We start from the raw sequence: 18,544 nt of genomic DNA on the forward strand, positions 1-18,544 counted from the left end.
TGGGTTGCCTCTACGCCGCGCCGGTGACAAGTGCGACGAGTTCGTTGCCGGTGGTCTCGGACGATCGGACCGTTGCCACCATCCGTCCCGCCCGCATCACCCAGATCTGGTCGGACAGGCGCCGCACCTGATCAAAATTATGGCTGACCAGGATGACGCTGACGGCCTGTTCGCGCAGCCGCCGGATCAGGGCTTCGACATTGGCCGTCTCCTGCACGCCGAGCGCTGCCGTCGGTTCGTCCATCACCACCACCTTGGCGCCTGAACCCGCGGCGCGGCAGATTGAGATCGCCTGTCGCTGTCCGCCCGACAGGCGCCGCACGCGCTGGCTGACCGAAGGCATGTTGATCGACAGGCGCGACAGCATGGCGCGCGCCTGTTGTTTCATGGCTTTGCGGTCGAGCAGGGCAAAGGGGCCGATCCGGCGCACGATCTCGCGGTTGAGGAACAGGTTCTGAGCCACGGTCAATTCGTCGATCAGCGCCAGGTTCTGGTGCACCGTCTCGATGCCGGCCTTGCGCGCCTCGTCGGGGTTGGCGAAGGGATGCGGCTGGCCGTCGAAGAAGATTTCGCCGCCATCCGGCACATGCACGCCGACCAGACAGCGTATTAGCGTCGACTTGCCGGCGCCATTGTCGCCGATGACAGCGGTGACCTCGCCGCGGCGGGCCTGGAACGCGACGTCGGTGAAGGCGCGAATGCTGCCGAAATGCTTGCTCAGCCCTTGGCAGGCGAGGATCGCCTCGGATGGCGGGATATGATGGACCGCGCTCATTTCTGGTACCGCATGATCAGAGCGGCCAGCACCACGATGGCGCCCACGGCGAGCGGCTGGTAGAACGCCGAAACGCTGAGCAGGGTCAGTCCGTTGACCAACGCGGTGAGCATCAGCGCGCCGATCGCCGGCCCAAGAATGCTGGCGCGGCCGCCGAACAGGCTGACTCCGCCGAGCACCACCGCCGCCACCGAATTCAGGAGAAGGCTGGTGTTGATCTGCGGTTCGGCCGAGCCGATGCGCGCCACCAGGAGCAGTGCGGCGATGCCGGCGCAGAAGCCTGAAATCGTATAGGCGGCGATCTTGACCCGGTTGGTGCGGATGCCGAGCGCGCCGGCGCTTTCGACCTGGCCGCCGGTCGCCAGCAGATGCACGCCGAAGCGGGTGTGGTAGAGCGCTATATGCGCCACGATGACGGCTGCGATCGCCACCCAGACGGGATAGCCGAACGGCCCTAAGGAACCCGAAGCCAGCCGCAGCAGGAAGGTCGAGCCGACCATTATCGGCTCGCCGCCTGACAGGATTAGGCCGAGGCCGGTGACGCCCGAAAGCGTGCCGAGCGTCACCACGAAGTCGGGTATTTTCCCGGCTGTGATGAGCACGCCATTCAGGAAACCGACCGCGCTGGTGGCGGCGACAGCCAGCGCGCAGGCGAGGAAGATGCCATAACCCGCGGCGTCGACGAGGCCGAGGATGATGGCGCCCAGCATAACCGCGGCAGCCAGCGAGAGATCGATGCCGGCGGTCGCCACGACGAAGGTCTGGCCGATCGACAGCACGACCAGGATCGCCGCCGCCAGCAGCAGGGCCTGCAGATTGGCGATGCTGAGAAAGATCGGCTGGGCGATGCCGAAGACGATGACGAGGCCGACAAGGCCGACGACCGATGCCCAGTCGGCCCAGAAGGAAGGATCCAGGAGGAGAGCCGACAGGGAGGGGCGGCTCTCCTCCGCCGCGCCCGCGGTATGCACGGGCGCGTTTTGTTCAGGAGTGCTCACTTCAACATCTCGCGGAAGGGATCGGGATAGTCGCCGCCCGGGCGCGGGAAGTTCTTCAGCGAGGCTTCGGCATTGTCTTTGTTGATCAGCAAGACCGGCGCCGGCACGTTGGCGGGCAGTTCCTTGCCCAAGGCCGCCGCCTTACAGGCCTCCACGCCCATGGCGCCGACGACATAGGGATACTGGGCGACGGTGGCGGAGAGTTCGCCGGCCGCGACCGATTTCAGCGCATCGACGATGCCGTCAAGGCCGATCACCTTGACGTCCTTGCCCGAGGTCTGGACGGCGCGCTGGACGCCGAGCGCCATGATGTCGTTGGCGGCGAAGAAACCGGCGAGATCGGGATGCGCGGCCAGGATATCGGTGGCCGCGGTCAGCGCCTTCTCGCGGTCCCAGTCGGCGCTGACCATCACCACGACTTCGAGCTTGCCTTCGACGGCCTGCTTGAAGCCCTTGATGCGGGCGTTGCTGCCGACATCGCCGACGATGCCGGCCACCAGCGCGACCTTGGAGCCCGCAGGAACCAGCTTCAGCATCTCCTCGCCTGCCAATACGCCGGCGGCAACGTTGTCGGTGCCGATATAGGTTGAGATGGTGAAGCCGGCGGCCTTGGCCTGCTCGGCGTCGATGGTGCTGTCGATGTTGATGATCGGCTTGTTCTTCTGGGCGACAGGGACCAGTGCCTGGACGAGGTTGCTGACACTGATCGGATTGACCAGATAGCAATCGAAATCCTGCATGGCCATGGCGGTCAGCCGATCGGCCTGCCCGGTGGCGTCGCCCATATTGGCGGCTGCCTGGATAGTGACGGCCACGTTGTCGGCCTTGGCCTGCTCTTCGATGCCCCGGTGCATGTACTGGAAGAAGGGATTGTCGAGACCTTTGACGATAGCGGCGACCTTCGCCGCGTCTTCGGCTTGGGCGGGCATGGAAATAACGGTTGCAAACAGACCTGCGCCAAGCGTCAGGCAATTGAACATGCGCATGCTCTTCCTCCTCCTAATTGTTGGTTGTGTCGCAATCGAACCGTTGTACGGCTAACGGAGTGCCTGTGCCGGCGAAGGCCAGCCCGGCGCTTGCGATGACAAGCTGCCGACCGATCAGCGATTGCCAAACGGTTTGCGGGTTCCGCGCCCGGTTCGGGCCACTTTTCGTCAGGCATTTCTCCTCCCAGAGCGCTGACCGATGCCTGTCAGCATTTCCGCATGTTTTAGAAAAATTTGACACGCGTCAAGATTTAAAATGGTATGCAGCGGCTTTTGATGTGCTGCAGCGCAGCAGGGAAAGGGAGGAAGAACGCGGCGATGAAGGACAGGCGCTGGCGCTGTCCCGCCAACGTCTCCCGAATGTCGAGGAATTCAACTCAAGACAGCGAGGCCAGCGCCGGGCCATCCCTACGAAACAGATGGCAGACCGCGGGAGAAATATCGAGCGCGATGGGGCTGTGCAGCGGCGTGGTGTCGCCACCTTCGGCCTGCACCACCAGGGTGACATCGGGCGCGACCTCGACATGCAGTATTGTCAGGCTGCCCAGCCGCTCCGCCAGCACGGCTTGCCCCTTGAACTGTCCGTTGGCCGAGATGCGGAGATGCTCCGGCCGCATGCCGAGCAGCAACTCGTCGCCGGGTCGGGTTGCGCCCGCCGCAACTGGCACGGACAAGGCCGAGCCGTCCGGCAATGTGACGGAGACGCCTTTGGGACCAGTCGCGGCCACTTTCAGCCTCAGCAGGTTCATCTTCGGCGAGCCGATAAAGCCGGCGACGAAGATGTTTGCCGGCTTGTTATAAAGATCGAGCGGCGAACCGACTTGCTCGATGTTGCCGCCGTTCAGCACGACGATCTTGTCGGCCATGGTCATGGCCTCGGTCTGGTCGTGGGTGACATAGATCATCGTCGCGGCCAGATGTTCATGCAGGCGCATGAGCTCAAGCCGCATGCTGACCCGCAAGGCGGCGTCGAGATTGGACAGCGGCTCGTCGAACAGGAAAACTTTGGGATTGCGCACGATGGCGCGGCCGATGGCGACACGTTGGCGCTGGCCGCCCGAAAGCGCCTTCGGCCGCCGGTCGAGAAGATGCGAAAGCTGCAGCACCTCGGCTGCCTCTCGCACCTTGCGTTCCTTTTCCGCGGCGGAAACACCGGCGATCTTCAGTGCAAAGCCCATATTCTCGGCCACCGTCATGTGCGGATAGAGCGCGTAGGACTGGAACACCATGGCGAGCCCCCGCTCGGACGGATCGATGTCGTTGGCCCGCACGCCATCGATCAGCAAATCGCCGGCGGTGATCTTTTCCAGGCCGGCGATCATGCGCAGCAGCGTGGACTTGCCGCAGCCGGACGGGCCAACGAAGACGACGAATTCGCGGTCCTCGACGTCCAGGTCAAGGCCCTTGATGATTTCGACGGATCCGTAGGACTTGCGCGCACCACGCAGCTTGAGCTCAGCCATGGCTTGTCTCCCTGGCATTGGCACGTTCGGTCGCGCCGTGTTCGTTGTCGTCGTCCTGCGCCATCGCCAGTGGGGCGCCCGGTTCGCCCTCCCACAGGATCAGGCTGGCCGCGCCGATCAGTCCTGCGCGGTCGCCGAGCTGTGCCGGCACGATCGGCACATCCCGGTAGGCCGGCATGGCCCGTAGCTCGACGGTTGCCCTGATGGTTGGAGCCAACAGGTCGAAACCGTTGGCGAGGCCGCCGCCCATGACGATCAGGTCCGGCGAATAGAGGTGAAGCAGGTTGGTGAAGCCGATGCCGAGCCACTTCGCTTCCGCCTCGGTCAATTCGAGCGCACTGATATCGCCGGCACGCGCGGCGTCGACGACGTGCCTGGCCGAAACGTCGCCGTCAGCCGAAAGGCGCCTGAGCAGGGAGCCATCGCCCGGCGCTGTCAGCGCCGTGGCGCGCCGCCCGAGCGCGGTTCCGGAGGCGACCGCCTCGAAACAGCCGACAGCGCCGCAGAAGCAGCGATCGCCCTCGCCGGTGATGGTCATGTGGCCGATCTCGGCCGCCAGACCGCGCCGGCCGTGATAGATATGGCCGTCGGCAACCACGCCGCCGCCAATGCCGGTCGACACGGTGACGAACACCAGCGAGCCGCTGCCACGGCCGGCGCCGAGGCGCCATTCGCCGAGAGCCGCCGCATTGGCGTCGTTCTCCAGCCGCACCGGCAGGCCGAATTGCCGGCCGAGAATGTCGATCAACGGCACGTCGTGCCAGCCGGCCAGGGTCGGCGGGGCGATCACGATGCCGGCCTTGGGATCAAGCGGCCCCGGCGCGCCGATGCCGATGCCGACGACATCCGCCTGTGGGCGCTGTGTCAGAAGAGCCCCGGCCAGTGCAATGATCTGGCCGATCACCGCATCGGATCCCGCGATCGCCATCGTCGGCGCCGAAACTTGCGCGACAACGCGGCCGCCGCTCTCGACCAGCGCGCCGCGCAGCTCCGTTCCGCCGAGATCGAAGGCGAGGGCTAGTCTTGTCATCAGGCGGCGACCTTCAGCCCATGCAGCCAGGCCATGCGTTGCGCGAGGTCGGGGTCGCCGAATGCCAGCGATCCGAGCACCACCGTCTCGGCCCCGGCGGCGCGCAAGCGCGGCACCGTCTCGTGGCGGATGCCGCCGTCGGCAGCCAGGATGATGTCGGTTTCACGGCCGGCTTGCCGCATCAGCGTGCGCGCCTCTAACAGGCGTGGGCAGGCCTGGTCGGAAAGGCTCTGGCCCTTGATCCCGATGGATGTGCCGAGAAGCGTCACGAACGCGACTTGCGACAGGAAAGGCGTGACCGCAGCGACCGGCGTTTCCAGCCTGAGCACCACACCGGCCTCGGCGCCGAGATCATGCGCCAGCCGCACGGCGCGCAGGCCGGCTTCGCCGTTTTCGGCATGGACACTGACCAGGTCGGCGCCGGCCTCGATGAACTGGCGCGTCTGCTCCTCGACGATCTCTGCTTCGACCATCAGGTGCACATGGATCGGCTTTGCCGTCAGCCCGGCGATCCGCGACACCAGATCAGGAAAGAACAGGAAGCCGGGGGTGAAGCGGGCGTCTGCGACGTCGATATGATGCAGGTCGACATGAGGTTCTATGCGCTTCAGGTCGCGCTCCATATTAGCAAGATCGGCCGACCACAGCGAAAACTCGCCGAGCAGCCGGTTGCGTGGCAAGGCGGCGATGGCAGCGGGGCCGGACAGGGATTTGATGGTCATGACGGAACGAGGCTCCGGAAGTTGAAGTGAGCGTGAAGGAAGGTCGTGATCTCAGCCTGCAGCTCGGCGAAATGCCGGACGCTGTCGAGCGCCTTGGGTGAGATTTCCGCAAAGGTTGCACCGGGAATCGCCGCGGCAAGCGTGCGCGCAGCCGGCAGCGGATGCACCGCATCCATGGCGTTGCCGATGACCAGCGTGGGGATGCCAAAGGCCGCGGCGTTGTTCGCTGAAACACCTGGGCCGTCGGCGGCGATGTCGGCGAGTACCTGCGCGAACGCGGCGGCATCCGGCCGGTCGAAATAGCCGAACAGCGAAGCGAGATTGTCGGGTGCGTCGCGCTGAAGGCGCGCTGCCGTCTGCGATTGTGCGAAGATCGTTCTCGCCTTGCCAGGGCCGTGGTCGAGGATGAGGCCGGCAACCTCGGCGATCGGCCGCATGTTCACGGGTGCGCTGCCGAAAATCCAAGCCGGACGCACAAGCATCAGGCCCGCGACACGGTCCGGATGACGGCAGGCAAGGCGCATGGCGATCGCGGCGCCCATGGAAATGCCGCCGGCGACGAAACGGTCGAGACCGGCTTGATCGGCGGCGGCAACAACATCGTCCGCGAACATCTCCAGGGAAAACGGACGGCTGGTGCCCAGTCCAGAGGCGCCGTGTCCGCGGCATTCCAGCGTGATGCGCCGCAATCCCGACCCGGAAGGGAAAGCTTGGGCGACCTGCGCCTCGCCACCGCCCAGCCCGTGCTGGAACACGACCGCCAGCCCGTCGCCTGTGTCGGAAACCCGCAGCGCGGCGTCGTCGCGAAGCAAGGTAGTCGGGCGGGTCATCACACCAGCCCCTTGAGGAAACGGGCGACTTCGGGCGCTTCCTCAGCCGAAAGCCCATGTGTCACCAGCGGCCCGTCAAAGCCTGATGCCTTCAGTCGGGCGACAAAATCCGGGAAATTGACGACACCTTGCCCGGCGGTGGCGAAGCGTCCGTCGGCGAAACGGTCCTTGGCATGGGCCATGGCGACATGGCCGGCCGTGGTCTCGACCGCAGCGGCCACGATGGCGCGTGCTTCGGCGGGGCTGGCCTGCTCGAACAGGTTTGCCGGATCGAGCACGATGCGCAGCCGTTTAGAGCCCATCGCTGCAATGAGGCGCATCGCGTCTCCCGCCGAGGTGACGATGTTGGCCTGTTCGGGTTCGATGCCGAGGTCGACACCGTGACGTTCGGCGAGATCAAGCGCCTTTTCCATTTCGCCCGCCATGTCGGCCCATGCCGAGGGATCGGGATTGTCGGGATGGTGCGCCCACTGGTCGTCCGGGTTGCGGGTTCCTGTGCACAGCGTGACCAAGGGAACGGAAAGATCTGCCGCGGCCTCGATGATCACGCCAAGCCGGCGCAGGCCGTCGTCGCGCACAGTCCTGTCCGGATGGGCCATGTTGTAGGTGCCCGAGAGCGCCACCAAGGCGACACCGCAAGCATTCGACGCGGCCGCGATGGCGCTGATGGCGTCGTCAGGGACCGCATCCGGCATCGAGGGCAGGCCGGCGCAGGCCAGGTTGAACTGGGTGACGGCAAATCCCGCGTCGCGCACCGCCGCCAGCACACTGGCCGGCTCACGCCCCGGGAAGGTCTTGGCGAACACCCCGATCTGCATCAGACCGCTCCCGTCACGCTGGCGATCTCGACGCGCTCGCCGCTCTCGACCGAACGGGCGATTGCCACCATGGCGCGGATCGAGGCAAGGCCGTCCTCGACGTTGGCGCCGCGCATCGGCTTGTTGTCAAGGACTGTCTCGGCGAGGCCTTCGAGCTGGCGCCTGAAGAAATGCCCGTCGGCGCCCAGCGGCTTTCGTGATGTCGCATCCTTCTCGTGAAAAATATCAACCTCGCTCGCCCGGAAATACCAGGGATTGAAGGTCTTCGCGATCACCGAGCCGTTCTCGCCATAGAGCTGAAAACCCTCGTGCCAGTCCATGCGGACGGCCACGGTGAGATCGAGATGGCCAAGCGCGCCGTTGGCGAACTCCGTTTCGACGAACCAGCAATAGGCGCCGAAACGCTCGTTGAGGCGGGCACGCACGGCGACGATCTCGCCGCACAGGAAGCGCGCCGTGTCGACGAGGTGCGAGCCGTGCGCGAGCATGAAATACTGCCTGAGATCGGCTTTCGGATTGCCGCCAGGTTTCCTTGCCAGCTTGCTGGTGACGGGAAGCGGCTGGACCGCATCAGTGTTGGTGTAGCGATGGGTGGAATCGCAATACCAGGCCTTCAGCGCCAGGATTTCGCCCATCTCGTCGCGGACGAAATCGCGCGCCGCTTCCAGCGTCGGATCGAAGCGCTTCATATGGCCGACCTGCAGCACCTTGCCGGAGCGCCTGACCGCATCGGCGAGCATCTCGCCTTCCTCGACCGAGACGCCGATCGGCTTCTCGCACAGCACGTGCTTGCCGGCCTCGAGCGCCTTGATCGACATCGGAACGTGATAGGCGTCCGAGGTCGCGACGATCACCGCCTCCAGTTGCGGGTCGGCGAGCATCTCATCGTAATCGCCATACATCTTTTCGGGTTCATAGGTCGCGCCCATGCGCGCCAAGAGATCGGGGGCGGCATCGCAGATCGCATAGAGGTCGGCATTACTGGCCTTCACGCAGGATTCGAGATGGGCGAATTGCGCGATCGGCCCGCAGCCGAGCACGCCGACACGAAGGCGACGGTCTTGCTTCAGGATCATGGTCTCTTCCTCACGCGCCGTAGCCGCGCATGGTCTGGCGGTTGGTCTTGACGGCGGCCGCTGGATCGGCGGCAGCGGTCTCGGATTCCTCCTCCAGCACCAGCCAGCCGTTGAAGTTGGGCGCGGCACCGGCGATGTCGATCACCTTTGCCGTGTCGCAGACACCCTTGCCGAGCATAGCCCATGTACCGCTGGCGTCGACGTCCTTCAGATGCACATAGCGGATGCGGTCGCGATAGGTGGTGAGCGTATCCGCCATATCAGCGTGGCCGCGCAATATGTGGCCGGTGTCGGGCACCCAGCCGACGAGCAACGGATCGACCAGCCCGAAAATCCGGTCATAATCGGCACGGTCAAAGAGCAGCGTGTTGTGATGGGAACTCGGATGGACGGCGACATTGACGCCGGCCCTGCGCCCGAGTTCGCCGGCCTTGTTGTAGAGGTCGGCCGCGATGGCGAATTTGTCGTCGCGCGGGCCGTCGGACACGACGGTGGCCGAGCCCATCGAAACCAGCGCGCCTGGAAAGGCGGCGGCGAAGTCGATCCAGCGCTTGGCGGTCTCGAGGTCGGTGCCGATCTTCTCCTTCAGCGTGAAGCCGCTTTCCGAGCCGAAGGCGAAGGAAACCAGGGTGAGGCCGGCCGACTTCAGTGCCGTGGCGAATTCCGCCGGCCTGTCGACATAGCGGCCGATCATCGTGTCGGTGATCTCGATGCCGGCATAACCGCCATCGGCGATCGCCTTCAAGAGATCGTCGGGGCCACCGGAAAACCGGTCACCGAGCATTTCCCAGGTAAAGGTCTGGCATCCGACTTTCAGGTCTTTCACGTTCATCCTTTCATTCCTTGATGCCGCTCATTCTTTGATGCCACCTTGGGTCAGCCCTTCGATGATGTGCCGCTGGAAGAACAGCACCAGCACGATCAAAGGAACGGTGACAACGGCCGAAGCTGCGGCGATGTCGCCCCAGGGCACGTAATAGAGGTTGGTGAAGTTGGCGATGCCGACGGGGATCGTCTGGCGATCGATGTTGGAGGTGAAGGCGAGGGCGAACAGGAATTCGTTCCAGGCGGTGATGAAGGCAAGCAGGCCCGTGGTCACCAGGCTCGGCAGCGACATCGGCAGGATGATGTGCCAGAGCAGGCCGGGAACGCTGACGCCGTCCATGCGCGCCGCTTCGTCGATCTCGCGCGGCAGCGTCTCGAAATAGCCGAACAGCACCCAGGTGACGAGCGGCAGCCCGAGCGCGAGGTAGGTTATGATCAGCGCAGTATAGGTATCGAGCAGGCCGAGATTGGTAGCCACCAGATAGAGCGGCCCGACCAGCGCGATCTGCGGGAACATCGACACCGAAAGGATGACCATCAGGATGCCGAAGCGGCCCTTGACGTTCAGCCGCGATAGCGCGAAGGCAGCCAGCGATCCGACGAAGAGGCACAGGAATGTCGTGGCCAGCGAGACCACCAGCGAATTCCAGACATAGCGGTGCAGCTGCTTCTCGATGAAGGCGTTGTAGTAGTGCTCAAGCGTGAAGGGCGCGGGGATCAGCGATGGCGAGCCCGAGGTCAGCGCCTTGTCGAGCTGGAACGAGGTCGAGAATTGCCAGATGAACGGGCCGCCGGACCAGACCAGGATCAGCAGAGCGCCAAGATAAATGGCGATGGTCTGCAGCGGCGAGCGTGTGTCGTTCATTGCGCCCTCCTGATCTGCCTGATGAGATAGAGGCAAAACGCCAGTGCGATGATGCCCTCGGTGACGAACATGGCCGTCGAAACGGCTGAGCCATAGCCGAATTGCAGCGTCGAGAAGAGCACCTTGTAGGACAGCGTCGACAGCGTCTCGGTCGAATCGGCCGGACCGCCACCGGTCAGCACATAGACGAGGTCGAAGACGCGAAACGCGTCGAGCGCGCGAAACAGGCCGGCAATCAGCAAGGTCGGCATGAGCAGCGGCAGGCGGATGTACCAGAAGGTGATCCAGCCTTTCGCACCATCCATGCGCGCCGCCTCGATCAGCGAATTGGGCACCGTCTGCAGCCCGGTCAAAAGCAGGAGCGCCATGAACGGCGTCGTCTTCCAGACATCGGCGATGATGATGGTGGTCATCGCGGTGTCGGGAGAGCCGTACCAGTTGATGTTCTGGTCGATCAGCCCGGCATGAAGCAGGATATAATTGATGATGCCGTTCTGACCGTCGAACAGCCAGCCGAACATTTTCGAGGTGACCACCGTGGGCATCGCCCAGGGAACCAGCATGGCGGCGCGAACCAGGCCGCGTCCTTTGAAGGCCTCGCACAGGATGAGCGCCATGCCGAGCCCGATGACCGTCTCCAGTATCGTAGATGCCGTGGTGAACCACATCGTGTGCCACCAGGCATTCCAGAATTGAGCGTCGCCCCATAGCTGCACATAGTTGGAGAAACCCGAGAATTCGTTCTCCTGGGTGATCAACGAGGTGTTGGTGAGCGAGAGATAAAGCCCGTTGATGATCGGGTAGAAGGAAACCGACGCCAGCGACACGAAGGCCGGCGTCAGCGTGAGCAAGGCCCAGACAGCGCCCGGAAGCGCCTTGCCAAGCCGCGGCCGGCCAATGCCAGAAACAGTGGCCGCCGCGGTCATCGGTTCAGCCGACGATCTGGTCGATTTGCGCCGCCAGCGCGTCCATCTCGGCCTGGACATTGCCCGAGACCAGCGCCTTGGAGATGCCCGACTGCAAGGCCAGGGTGACCTTCGCATATTCGGGTGTGATCGGCCGGGCGGTTGCGCCGGTGAACACTTTCTCGAGGCTCGCCATGAACGGCTGTTCGGTCTTGATCTTCTCGTCCTGGAACAGCGCCGGGCGCGTCGGTGCGAGGCCGAAGTTTAGGGCGATGCGGTGCTGGGTTTCGGTCGACGACAGCCATGTCAGCAACTCGATCGCGGCTTCGCGCTGCTTGGAGTTGGCGTTGACCCCGAGCTGATAGCCGCCGAGACAGGCCGAGCTCTTGCCGCCGGGGAAGGCCGGTAGCGGTGCGACACCGACCTTGTCCACCACCTGGGAGGCCTTGGCGTCCTGGGCGATCGGATAGACATAGGACCAGTTGCGCATGAACATCGCCTTGCCCGAGGTGAAAGGCTGGCGTGACGGCTCCTCGTCCCAGGACAGGACGTCCTGCGGGCTGATCTTGGTCCCGTTGACGGTGTCGTGCAGGAACTGGATCGCGTCGACCGCCGCCTTCTGGTTGATCAGCGACGACTTGCCGTCGGGCGCCAGGATCGCGCCGTTGTTGGAGGTGATGATCTCGACGGCGTCGCAGACCAGAACCTCGGCCTGCTTGCCTTGCCAGAGATAGCCGAAATCGACGTCGCCGGCCTTCTGCGCGGCGGCGGCGATGGTCGCCATGTCGGCCCAGTTTTCCGGCACCTTGCCGCCATGCTTTTCCAGCACGTCCTTGCGGTAATAGAACATGCCCGAATCCATGAACCAGGGAAGGGCGGTCAGCTTGCCGTCATAGGTACAGGCGTTGAGGGTTCCGGAGAAGTAGGCGCTGCGCTTGTCCGCGGGAAAATACTCGTCGAGCGGCAGCGCCCAGCCGGCGGCGGCGAAGCCGGCGATCCAGATCACGTCCTGGCTGAAGACGTCGGGCGTGCCAGTGCGCCGGGCGAGCTGCTGGACAAGGCCCTGGTAGACTTCCGTCGATGAGCTCGGCGGCGGCAGCTCGATGTTCTTGACCAGAATGCGGTCCTGCGATTCGTTGAAGGCCTTGATCAGGTCGCCGAAAGTCTCCTTGCCGAAGAAGGCGGCACTGGCGAAACTGATTTCGGCGCGCGACTGTGCGCGAGCCCGGCGAACGCCCAGCCCGGTGCTCAGCCCAAGTGTTGCCGCGCCCAGCAGTCCGGCGCTGCCAATGAGAAACTGCCGGCGGTCGGCGATCGTCACATGCGCAACCGGCTTCGAGCAGGAGACCGGCCCTTTTTTGATGTCAGTCATTTTCTCTCCTCCTTGCGCTGGCAGCCTCCCCAGCCAGCATTTGCGCATGTTCCAGAAAAATTTTACGCGCGTCAAGATTTAAAATGCTGTAAAGCGGCTTTCGAATGTGATCCGTTGCCGGTGCAATGATTCACGGCGTTGGGAGGTGGAAAAAAATGCGAGGACAATCAGGCGCTAAGCTCGGCATCGGCGTAGTCGGGTGCGGCAACATCTCGATGACTTATTTGCGCAATGCGGCTCTGTTCGGTGAGGTGGAACTGCGCGCCTGCGCCGATATATCGCCCGATATGGCGGCCCTGCGTGCCAGCGAATATGGCATCCGGGCAGTCAGCGTCGATGCGCTTCTCGCCGATCTCGAAATCGATCTCGTCCTCAATCTGACCATCCCGGCGGCGCATTTCGACATCTCGTTTTCGGCGCTTTCGGCGGGAAAGCACGTCTTCACCGAAAAACCGCTGGCGACCTCGGCTAGAGACGGCCGCCGCCTTGTCACCGAGGCGACGGAGCGCGGGCTGCTGCTGGGCTCGGCTCCGGACACCTTCCTCGGCGCCGCCGGACGGCGGGCACGCCGCCTCATGGACGACGGCGCGATCGGCCGCGCGGTGACCGGCACTGCCTTCATGATGGGGCGTGGCATGGAGCACTGGCATCCCAATCCGCAATTCTACTACCAGCCCGGCGGCGGACCGGTCTTCGACATGGGCCCCTATTACCTGACGATGCTGGTCAATTTGCTCGGGCCGGTGGCTCGCGTGATGGCGATGGCAACGCGGGGCCAGGAAGAGCGGTTGATCACCGCCGAAGGCCCCTACAGGAACACCAGCTTCAAGGTCGGCACGCCGACCAACGTCCTGTCGCTGCTGGAGTTTCGCTCGGGCGCCACCGTCACCTTCGGTGCCTCGTGGGACGTCTTCAGGCACTCCAATCATCCGATCGAGTTGCATGGGACCGAAGGCTCGCTCAGGCTGCCCGATCCGGATACGTTCGGCGGCACCGTCTCGCTGTCGGAACGTGGGGCCGACTGGGCCGATTTTCCCAGTGACAGCGAACTCTACGGCGCGCGCAATTGGCCCTTCGCCGCGCCCGACCGCGCGAATTACCGCATGCTCGGCGTTGCCGATCTTTCGCGCGCGCTGATATCAGGAAGAAGGCCGCGGGCGTCCGGCGACCTTGCGCTGCATGTGCTGGAGATCATGGAGGCGATCCTCGCTTCGGGAGAGAGCCGCGAGTCCGTCGCCGTCAACGCAACGGTCGATCAGCCACCGCTCCTCCAGGAGGACGAAGCGGCCAGCCTGCTTGCCTGATATCGGAGGGCACTTACGATGACGACCTCGCTTTCGCCCCTGCTCGATCCAGAGGCCCGGCATGTGCTCGACCTTGGGCGAGAAGCGGCAGCCCCGCCGTTCGAAAGCGGCACGCCTGAAGAGGCGCGCCGCGCCTATGAGCAGGACTTTCCGGCACTCCAGGGCGAGCGCGAGCCGGTCGGCTCACTGACCGAGCGCACCATCGCCGGCCCTTGCGGCTCGTTGACGCTCAGGATCTATCGCGGACAGGGCGCGGTCGGGGCCGCTGCCCCGGCGCTGCTCTATCTGCATGGCGGCGGCTGGGTGATCGGCAATCTCGAGTCGCATGACGAGATCTGCCGGTGGTTTGCCAATATGGCGGCGTGCGCCGTCGTCTCGCCCGACTACCGGCTGGCGCCGGAGCACAAATTCCCGGCGGCGATCGAGGACTGCCGCGCTGCACTTTCTTTCATGCAGAACGGCGCGGGCGATCTCGGCATCGATGCAGGAAGGATCGCTGTCGCCGGCGACAGCGCCGGCGGCAATCTCGCCACCGTGCTTTGCCTGCTTGCGCGCGGCGACAAGAACCCGCCGACCGCGCAACTGCTGTTCTATCCGAACACGGACGCCTCGCAGGCGGCAGACAGCTATCGCCGCTTTGCCGAGGGCTACGGTCTGACGTCGGCGACCATGGCCTGGTTCCGCGAACACTATATCAGGGATGCCGGCGATATCGACGACTGGCGCGTGTCGCCGCTCAAGGCCGCAAGCCTTGCCGGCATAGCGCCGGCTTTTGTCGCAATCGCCGGTCATGACATCCTCGCCGACGAAGGCGAGGCTTATGCCAAGCGTCTGGTGGATGACGGCGTGCGGGTCGTGCTGCGGCGCTGGCCCGGCCAGATACACGGCTTCGTCTCGATGGGCCGCCACGGCCCGGCGGCGAGGCAAGCGGTTGGCGCAGCGGTTGCCGCATGGCGCGGCTTCGATCCTGCCTTTGGAACGCTCAGGCCGACTGACGCATGACCAGAGTCGCGTCGAGACTGACCTTGGGGGCAACTGCCGCGTCGTCCTCGTCCAGCAAGGTCAGCAGCGTCTCGACGCTGCGTCCCGCCATGGACGCGAAATCCTGCGCCATGGTGGTGAGGGCAGGACAGGTATAGCGGCTTAGCGGATGATCATCATGGGCCGCGACCCGCAGGTCGCAATCGCCTCTGCGACCGACTTTGCGGCCTTGCGAATAGGCGGCAGCCATCACGCCGAAGGCGAGACGGTCGTTGGCGCACAGGATGGTCTTTCCCGGCAGGCCACCATTGCCGAGCATCTTTTCCATCTGCTCGTAGCCGATCCGCTCGAAATCCCAAGTATAGTCTTCGGTATTGCCGATGATGACTGGCTCATGGCCGAGCCGCTGCATGGTGGCGACATAGCTGTTCACTCGTTCTGGCGAGTTGTGGTTGACATGCGGGATGTCGAAATAGACCGGCGCGTCGCCGGAGCGGGTGAGATACTCGACGATCGTCGAGACGCTCTGGGCATTGTTGTTGCCGACGAACGGCGTGCTGCCTTCGAGATAGGTATCGAAATAGACGATTGGGATCGCCTGTGTAAGCTTCTCCAGCGTGCGGTGGTCCGAACGCAGCCCAAGCGGCGCAATCAACGCGCCGGAAACTTTCAGCGAAAGAATGGTTCGTGTCGCTTCCATTTCGAGCTCGCGCGAGCCATGCGAGGAGATCACGATCGGCCAGTAGCCCTCATCGCGCAGCCTGAGTTCGATGCGGCTGACCATTTCGGAATAGAAGGGATCGGCGACCGTCGGCACCACGATGCCGATGCTGCGGGTCCGCTTTCGGTTCAGGTTGCGCGCAAAGAGATTGGGCTGGTAGTCGGACGCGCGCAGCGCAACCTCGATCCGCTGCCGTGTCGCCGGCTTGACACTGGTCGGATCATCGAAATATTTCGACAGCGTTGGCCTGGAGACGCCGCAAGAGCGGGCGAAATCCTCCATCGTCTTGTGTGTCATCGACATCAAATCCCTCGCGCCGCTCCAGCGCTAGCCCGGTCCCTACATACGGCGCGCCAGCGTGCAACCGCAAGTCGAAAGTTTACGAACAAATTCATCTGTTTTCATGCGTAAATTTATTAATTGACGCGAAAAAGCACAAGTCCTATCACCTCCGGTAAGGCGAATTCGAAATTCGTATCACCCGAAAAAACGCCGGGAGGAGTTCAGCGGGATGAAGACACTCGTCAGCGCCGGCGAGATCCTCGTCGAGATCATGGCCGAGCGGATCGGCCAGAGCTTTCTCGAGCCTGGTCCGCTGCTTGGACCCTACCCGTCCGGAGCGCCCGCCATCTTCATCGGCCAGGCGGCGGCGCTCGGCCAGCCGGCCGGCCTCATCGGCGCCGTCGGCGACGATGATTTCGGCAGGCTGAATATCGAGCGGCTGCGGGCACTAGGCGCCAACGTGTCGGCGATCGCGGTTCACACGGGCCATGCGACGGGCACGGCCTTCGTCACCTACCGGGCCGATTCCAGCCGGCATTTCGTCTTCAACATCCGCAACAGCGCCTCCGGCCTGATCGAGAGCGGCCCGGCGGCAACAAAGCTGCTGGCCGGTGCCGATCATGTTCATGTCATGGGCTCGTCGCTGTTTTCCGACCGCGCCATCGCGGTGGCGCTATCGGCGATCGAGACTGTCAAGGCCGGGGGTGGAACCGTGTCCTTCGATCCGAACATCCGCCGCGAGATCATGCAGGCTTCCGGCATGCGCACGGCGCTCGACCATGTGCTGGCGCGAGCCGATATCTTCCTGCCGAGCGGTGAGGAGCTCTTCCTGTTTTCATCCGCCAAGGACGAGAAGGGCGCGGTCGACGAATTGCTGAACCGTGGCCTGTCCTGCATCGTCCTGAAGAAAGGCGCCGCGGGCGCCACCTATCATGATCGCCACGGCACGGTCGCCTCACCCGGCTTTGCCGTCGACGAGGTCGATCCGACCGGCGCGGGCGATTGCTTCGGTGCTGCTTTCGTCTCGTTCTGGTTGCGCGGGGCGGCTCCCGCAGACGCAATGCGGATTGCCAATGCCTGCGGTGCGCTCGCTGTCACCCGCAAGGGACCGATGGAGGGCATTTTCCCGCTTGAAGCGGTCGAAGCCTTCATCGCCACAGGGAAGAACATGCAGTGAGTGCCGCGACGCAGAGGTTTGCAAACATTGCGGCGAGGCGCGCTGCAGGCGAGAAAAGCGGCATCGCCTCGGTCTGCTCGGCGCATCCGCTGGTGATCGAGGCCGCCTTGCGTCATGGCGCGGCGCGGCATGCGGATGTTCTGATCGAGGCCACCTGCAACCAGGTCAACCACGAGGGTGGCTACACCGGGATGACGCCGCCCGACTTCCGCAGCTTCGTCGAGGCGCATGCGAAGAAAGCGGGTTTCCCGGTCGATCGCCTGATCCTTGGCGGCGATCATCTTGGACCCAATCCGTGGAAACACATGGCTGCTGCCGCCGCCATGAAGAACGCCGCGGCGATGATCGATGCCTATGCGAGCGCCGGCTTCACCAAGATGCATCTGGATACGAGCATGGCCTGCGCCGACGATCCTGCCGTGCTTGCCGACGAGACCATCGCCGCGCGGGCGGCCGAACTTGCCGCAATCGCCGAGGCGGCGGTCGAGCGGGCAGGCGGCGAAAGACCGGTCTACGTCATCGGCACCGAAGTGCCGGTGCCGGGCGGTGCGCTGGAGGCGCTCGACCACCTGCATGTGACGGCGCCCGACGATGCTTTGCGCACCGTAGAGGTACACGCCCGAGCGTTTTCCCGCGCCGGCCTCGACGACGCTTTTGGCCGTGCGATCGGCGTCGTCGTCCAGCCTGGTGTCGAGTTCGGCAACGCCGAGATCGTGCCCTATGCGCCGGCCAAGGCGACTGAATTGGTGGCGGTGCTTGACCGCATGCCGCAATTCGTTTTTGAGGCGCATTCGACCGACTATCAGCCGGCCGAAGCGCTCAACGCTCTCGTGCGCGATGGTTTTGCCATCCTCAAGGTCGGCCCCTGGCTGACCTTCGCGCTTCGCGAGGCGCTGTACGGGCTCAGCCACATCGCCGATGTGCTCGCGCCTGACCCTTCGCGTGAAAGCCTGCCTGTCGCGATGGAGCGCATCATGCTGGCGTCGCCGGCCAATTGGCAGAAATACTATCCGGCCACGCCGGAAGAGCAGCGCGTGCAGCGGCATTTCTCGTTCAGCGACCGCATCCGCTACTACTGGCCGACGCCGGACGCGCAGCGCGCCACGCAAAAGCTATTGGATGTGCTGGGCGAAAAGGACATTCCCCGGCCTCTTGTCAGCCAGTATCTGGGGCAGCTCGACGCCGAGGTTGCGGCAGGCCGGATCAAACCTTTCGCGCACGACCTTCTGATCGGCAGCATCACCCGTGTCCTCGACATCTACGCAGGCGCGACGGGACAGTAGGGCGGATCGGCCCTGGGCGGTGTGCTGGTCGCACCGCCGAAAAGCGTCACGCGCGAAACCTCTCTGTTCATGTCCGACTCTCGATATCGCCAGCGTTTCGAAAAAGACACTGCTGCAATTTACAACTAACA

18 protein-coding genes are annotated in these 18,544 nt (G+C 64.3%); 4 read left to right on the plus strand and 14 right to left on the minus strand.

Annotated elements, in window-relative coordinates; all coding sequences use genetic code 11:
• Positions 1-10 precede the first annotated feature (10 nt).
• The 13 genes from EJ075_RS13460 to EJ075_RS13520 form a co-directional block, all read right to left on the minus strand.
• The gene (locus EJ075_RS13460; protein ID WP_126104656.1) at positions 11-775 is read right to left on the minus strand and encodes an ATP-binding cassette domain-containing protein; all 765 of its coding nucleotides are present in this window, start codon (positions 773-775) and stop codon (positions 11-13) included.
• On the minus strand, positions 772-1,773 hold the full coding sequence (locus EJ075_RS13465) for an ABC transporter permease (RefSeq protein WP_126104657.1): 1,002 nt from the start codon (positions 1,771-1,773) through the stop codon (positions 772-774). Before EJ075_RS13465 ends, EJ075_RS13460 begins: the two co-directional genes overlap by 4 nt.
• Entirely contained in the window at positions 1,770-2,759 is a 990-nt protein-coding gene (locus EJ075_RS13470) for a substrate-binding domain-containing protein (RefSeq protein WP_126104658.1), read from the minus strand. The genes EJ075_RS13465 and EJ075_RS13470 overlap by 4 nt, the downstream gene beginning before the upstream one ends.
• A gap of 377 nt (positions 2,760-3,136) precedes the next feature.
• A complete protein-coding gene (gene ugpC, locus EJ075_RS13475; RefSeq protein WP_126104659.1) occupies positions 3,137-4,222 on the minus strand; it encodes a sn-glycerol-3-phosphate ABC transporter ATP-binding protein UgpC in 1,086 nt (361 codons plus the stop codon).
• Positions 4,215-5,252: an ROK family protein gene (locus EJ075_RS13480; protein WP_126104660.1), complete on the minus strand. Its 1,038-nt coding sequence runs from the start codon at positions 5,250-5,252 to the stop codon at positions 4,215-4,217. Before EJ075_RS13480 ends, ugpC begins: the two co-directional genes overlap by 8 nt.
• Positions 5,252-5,974, minus strand: a complete 723-nt coding sequence (locus EJ075_RS13485) for a ribulose-phosphate 3-epimerase (RefSeq protein WP_126104661.1) — start codon at positions 5,972-5,974, stop codon at positions 5,252-5,254. Before EJ075_RS13485 ends, EJ075_RS13480 begins: the two co-directional genes overlap by 1 nt.
• Positions 5,971-6,804 carry an alpha/beta hydrolase gene (locus EJ075_RS13490; protein WP_126104662.1) on the minus strand — a complete coding sequence of 278 codons (834 nt, stop codon included), beginning with the start codon at positions 6,802-6,804 and terminating at the stop codon, positions 5,971-5,973. Before EJ075_RS13490 ends, EJ075_RS13485 begins: the two co-directional genes overlap by 4 nt.
• Positions 6,804-7,622, minus strand: a complete 819-nt coding sequence (locus tag EJ075_RS13495; protein ID WP_095487072.1) for a sugar phosphate isomerase/epimerase — start codon at positions 7,620-7,622, stop codon at positions 6,804-6,806. Before EJ075_RS13495 ends, EJ075_RS13490 begins: the two co-directional genes overlap by 1 nt.
• On the minus strand, positions 7,622-8,698 hold the full coding sequence (locus EJ075_RS13500; protein ID WP_126104663.1) for a Gfo/Idh/MocA family oxidoreductase: 1,077 nt from the start codon (positions 8,696-8,698) through the stop codon (positions 7,622-7,624). The genes EJ075_RS13495 and EJ075_RS13500 overlap by 1 nt, the downstream gene beginning before the upstream one ends.
• A gap of 10 nt (positions 8,699-8,708) precedes the next feature.
• The gene (locus EJ075_RS13505) at positions 8,709-9,530 is read right to left on the minus strand and encodes a sugar phosphate isomerase/epimerase (protein WP_126104664.1); all 822 of its coding nucleotides are present in this window, start codon (positions 9,528-9,530) and stop codon (positions 8,709-8,711) included.
• A 21-nt stretch (positions 9,531-9,551) separates the two neighbouring features.
• The gene (locus EJ075_RS13510; protein WP_095487066.1) at positions 9,552-10,388 is read right to left on the minus strand and encodes a carbohydrate ABC transporter permease; all 837 of its coding nucleotides are present in this window, start codon (positions 10,386-10,388) and stop codon (positions 9,552-9,554) included.
• A complete protein-coding gene (locus tag EJ075_RS13515; protein WP_126104665.1) occupies positions 10,385-11,314 on the minus strand; it encodes a sugar ABC transporter permease in 930 nt (309 codons plus the stop codon). The genes EJ075_RS13510 and EJ075_RS13515 overlap by 4 nt, the downstream gene beginning before the upstream one ends.
• Positions 11,315-11,318: 4 nt before the next feature.
• Positions 11,319-12,665, minus strand: a complete 1,347-nt coding sequence (locus EJ075_RS13520) for an ABC transporter substrate-binding protein (protein WP_126104666.1) — start codon at positions 12,663-12,665, stop codon at positions 11,319-11,321.
• A 155-nt stretch (positions 12,666-12,820) separates the two neighbouring features.
• On the opposite strand from EJ075_RS13520, the gene EJ075_RS13525 reads away from it, so the two are divergent.
• Together EJ075_RS13525 and EJ075_RS13530 are read left to right on the plus strand one after the other, a co-directional pair.
• Positions 12,821-13,969, plus strand: a complete 1,149-nt coding sequence (locus EJ075_RS13525) for a Gfo/Idh/MocA family oxidoreductase (protein WP_126104667.1) — start codon at positions 12,821-12,823, stop codon at positions 13,967-13,969.
• An 18-nt stretch (positions 13,970-13,987) separates the two neighbouring features.
• Positions 13,988-14,971 (plus strand): alpha/beta hydrolase, encoded by a 984-nt coding sequence (locus EJ075_RS13530; RefSeq protein WP_126104668.1) that lies wholly within the window; start codon positions 13,988-13,990, stop codon positions 14,969-14,971.
• Here EJ075_RS13530 and EJ075_RS13535 read toward each other — a convergent pair.
• A complete protein-coding gene (locus EJ075_RS13535; RefSeq protein ID WP_126104669.1) occupies positions 14,952-15,977 on the minus strand; it encodes a LacI family DNA-binding transcriptional regulator in 1,026 nt (341 codons plus the stop codon). The genes EJ075_RS13530 and EJ075_RS13535 overlap by 20 nt on opposite strands.
• A 205-nt stretch (positions 15,978-16,182) precedes the next feature.
• On the opposite strand from EJ075_RS13535, the gene EJ075_RS13540 reads away from it, so the two are divergent.
• Both EJ075_RS13540 and EJ075_RS13545 read left to right on the plus strand, forming a co-directional pair.
• Positions 16,183-17,130, plus strand: coding sequence for a sugar kinase (locus EJ075_RS13540; RefSeq protein ID WP_126104670.1), 948 nt, complete (start codon positions 16,183-16,185; stop codon positions 17,128-17,130).
• Entirely contained in the window at positions 17,127-18,413 is a 1,287-nt protein-coding gene (locus EJ075_RS13545) for a D-tagatose-bisphosphate aldolase, class II, non-catalytic subunit (RefSeq protein WP_126104671.1), read from the plus strand. The genes EJ075_RS13540 and EJ075_RS13545 overlap by 4 nt, the downstream gene beginning before the upstream one ends.
• Positions 18,414-18,544: the final 131 nt, after the last annotated feature.

The organism is Mesorhizobium sp. M6A.T.Cr.TU.016.01.1.1 (assembly GCF_003952585.1).
Lineage (GTDB): Bacteria > Pseudomonadota > Alphaproteobacteria > Rhizobiales > Rhizobiaceae > Mesorhizobium > Mesorhizobium mediterraneum.

Bases quoted from the DNA above. Each gene is read 5' to 3' on its own strand.
- EJ075_RS13515 (WP_126104665.1), bottom strand. From the start codon at position 11,314: ATGACCGCGGCGGCCACTGTTTCTGGCATTGGCCGGCCGCGGCTTGGC.
- EJ075_RS13505 (WP_126104664.1), bottom strand. From the start codon at position 9,530: ATGAACGTGAAAGACCTGAAAGTCGGATGCCAGACCTTTACCTGGGAA.
- EJ075_RS13470 (WP_126104658.1), bottom strand. From the start codon at position 2,759: ATGCGCATGTTCAATTGCCTGACGCTTGGCGCAGGTCTGTTTGCAACC.
- EJ075_RS13480 (WP_126104660.1), bottom strand. From the start codon at position 5,252: ATGACAAGACTAGCCCTCGCCTTCGATCTCGGCGGAACGGAGCTGCGC.
- EJ075_RS13525 (WP_126104667.1), top strand. From the start codon at position 12,821: ATGCGAGGACAATCAGGCGCTAAGCTCGGCATCGGCGTAGTCGGGTGC.
- EJ075_RS13490 (WP_126104662.1), bottom strand. From the start codon at position 6,804: ATGACCCGCCCGACTACCTTGCTTCGCGACGACGCCGCGCTGCGGGTT.
- EJ075_RS13520 (WP_126104666.1), bottom strand. From the start codon at position 12,665: ATGACTGACATCAAAAAAGGGCCGGTCTCCTGCTCGAAGCCGGTTGCG.
- EJ075_RS13495 (WP_095487072.1), bottom strand. From the start codon at position 7,622: ATGCAGATCGGGGTGTTCGCCAAGACCTTCCCGGGGCGTGAGCCGGCC.
- EJ075_RS13485 (WP_126104661.1), bottom strand. From the start codon at position 5,974: ATGACCATCAAATCCCTGTCCGGCCCCGCTGCCATCGCCGCCTTGCCA.
- EJ075_RS13510 (WP_095487066.1), bottom strand. From the start codon at position 10,388: ATGAACGACACACGCTCGCCGCTGCAGACCATCGCCATTTATCTTGGC.
- EJ075_RS13500 (WP_126104663.1), bottom strand. From the start codon at position 8,698: ATGATCCTGAAGCAAGACCGTCGCCTTCGTGTCGGCGTGCTCGGCTGC.
- ugpC (WP_126104659.1), bottom strand. From the start codon at position 4,222: ATGGCTGAGCTCAAGCTGCGTGGTGCGCGCAAGTCCTACGGATCCGTC.
- EJ075_RS13460 (WP_126104656.1), bottom strand. From the start codon at position 775: ATGAGCGCGGTCCATCATATCCCGCCATCCGAGGCGATCCTCGCCTGC.
- EJ075_RS13530 (WP_126104668.1), top strand. From the start codon at position 13,988: ATGACGACCTCGCTTTCGCCCCTGCTCGATCCAGAGGCCCGGCATGTG.
- EJ075_RS13540 (WP_126104670.1), top strand. From the start codon at position 16,183: ATGAAGACACTCGTCAGCGCCGGCGAGATCCTCGTCGAGATCATGGCC.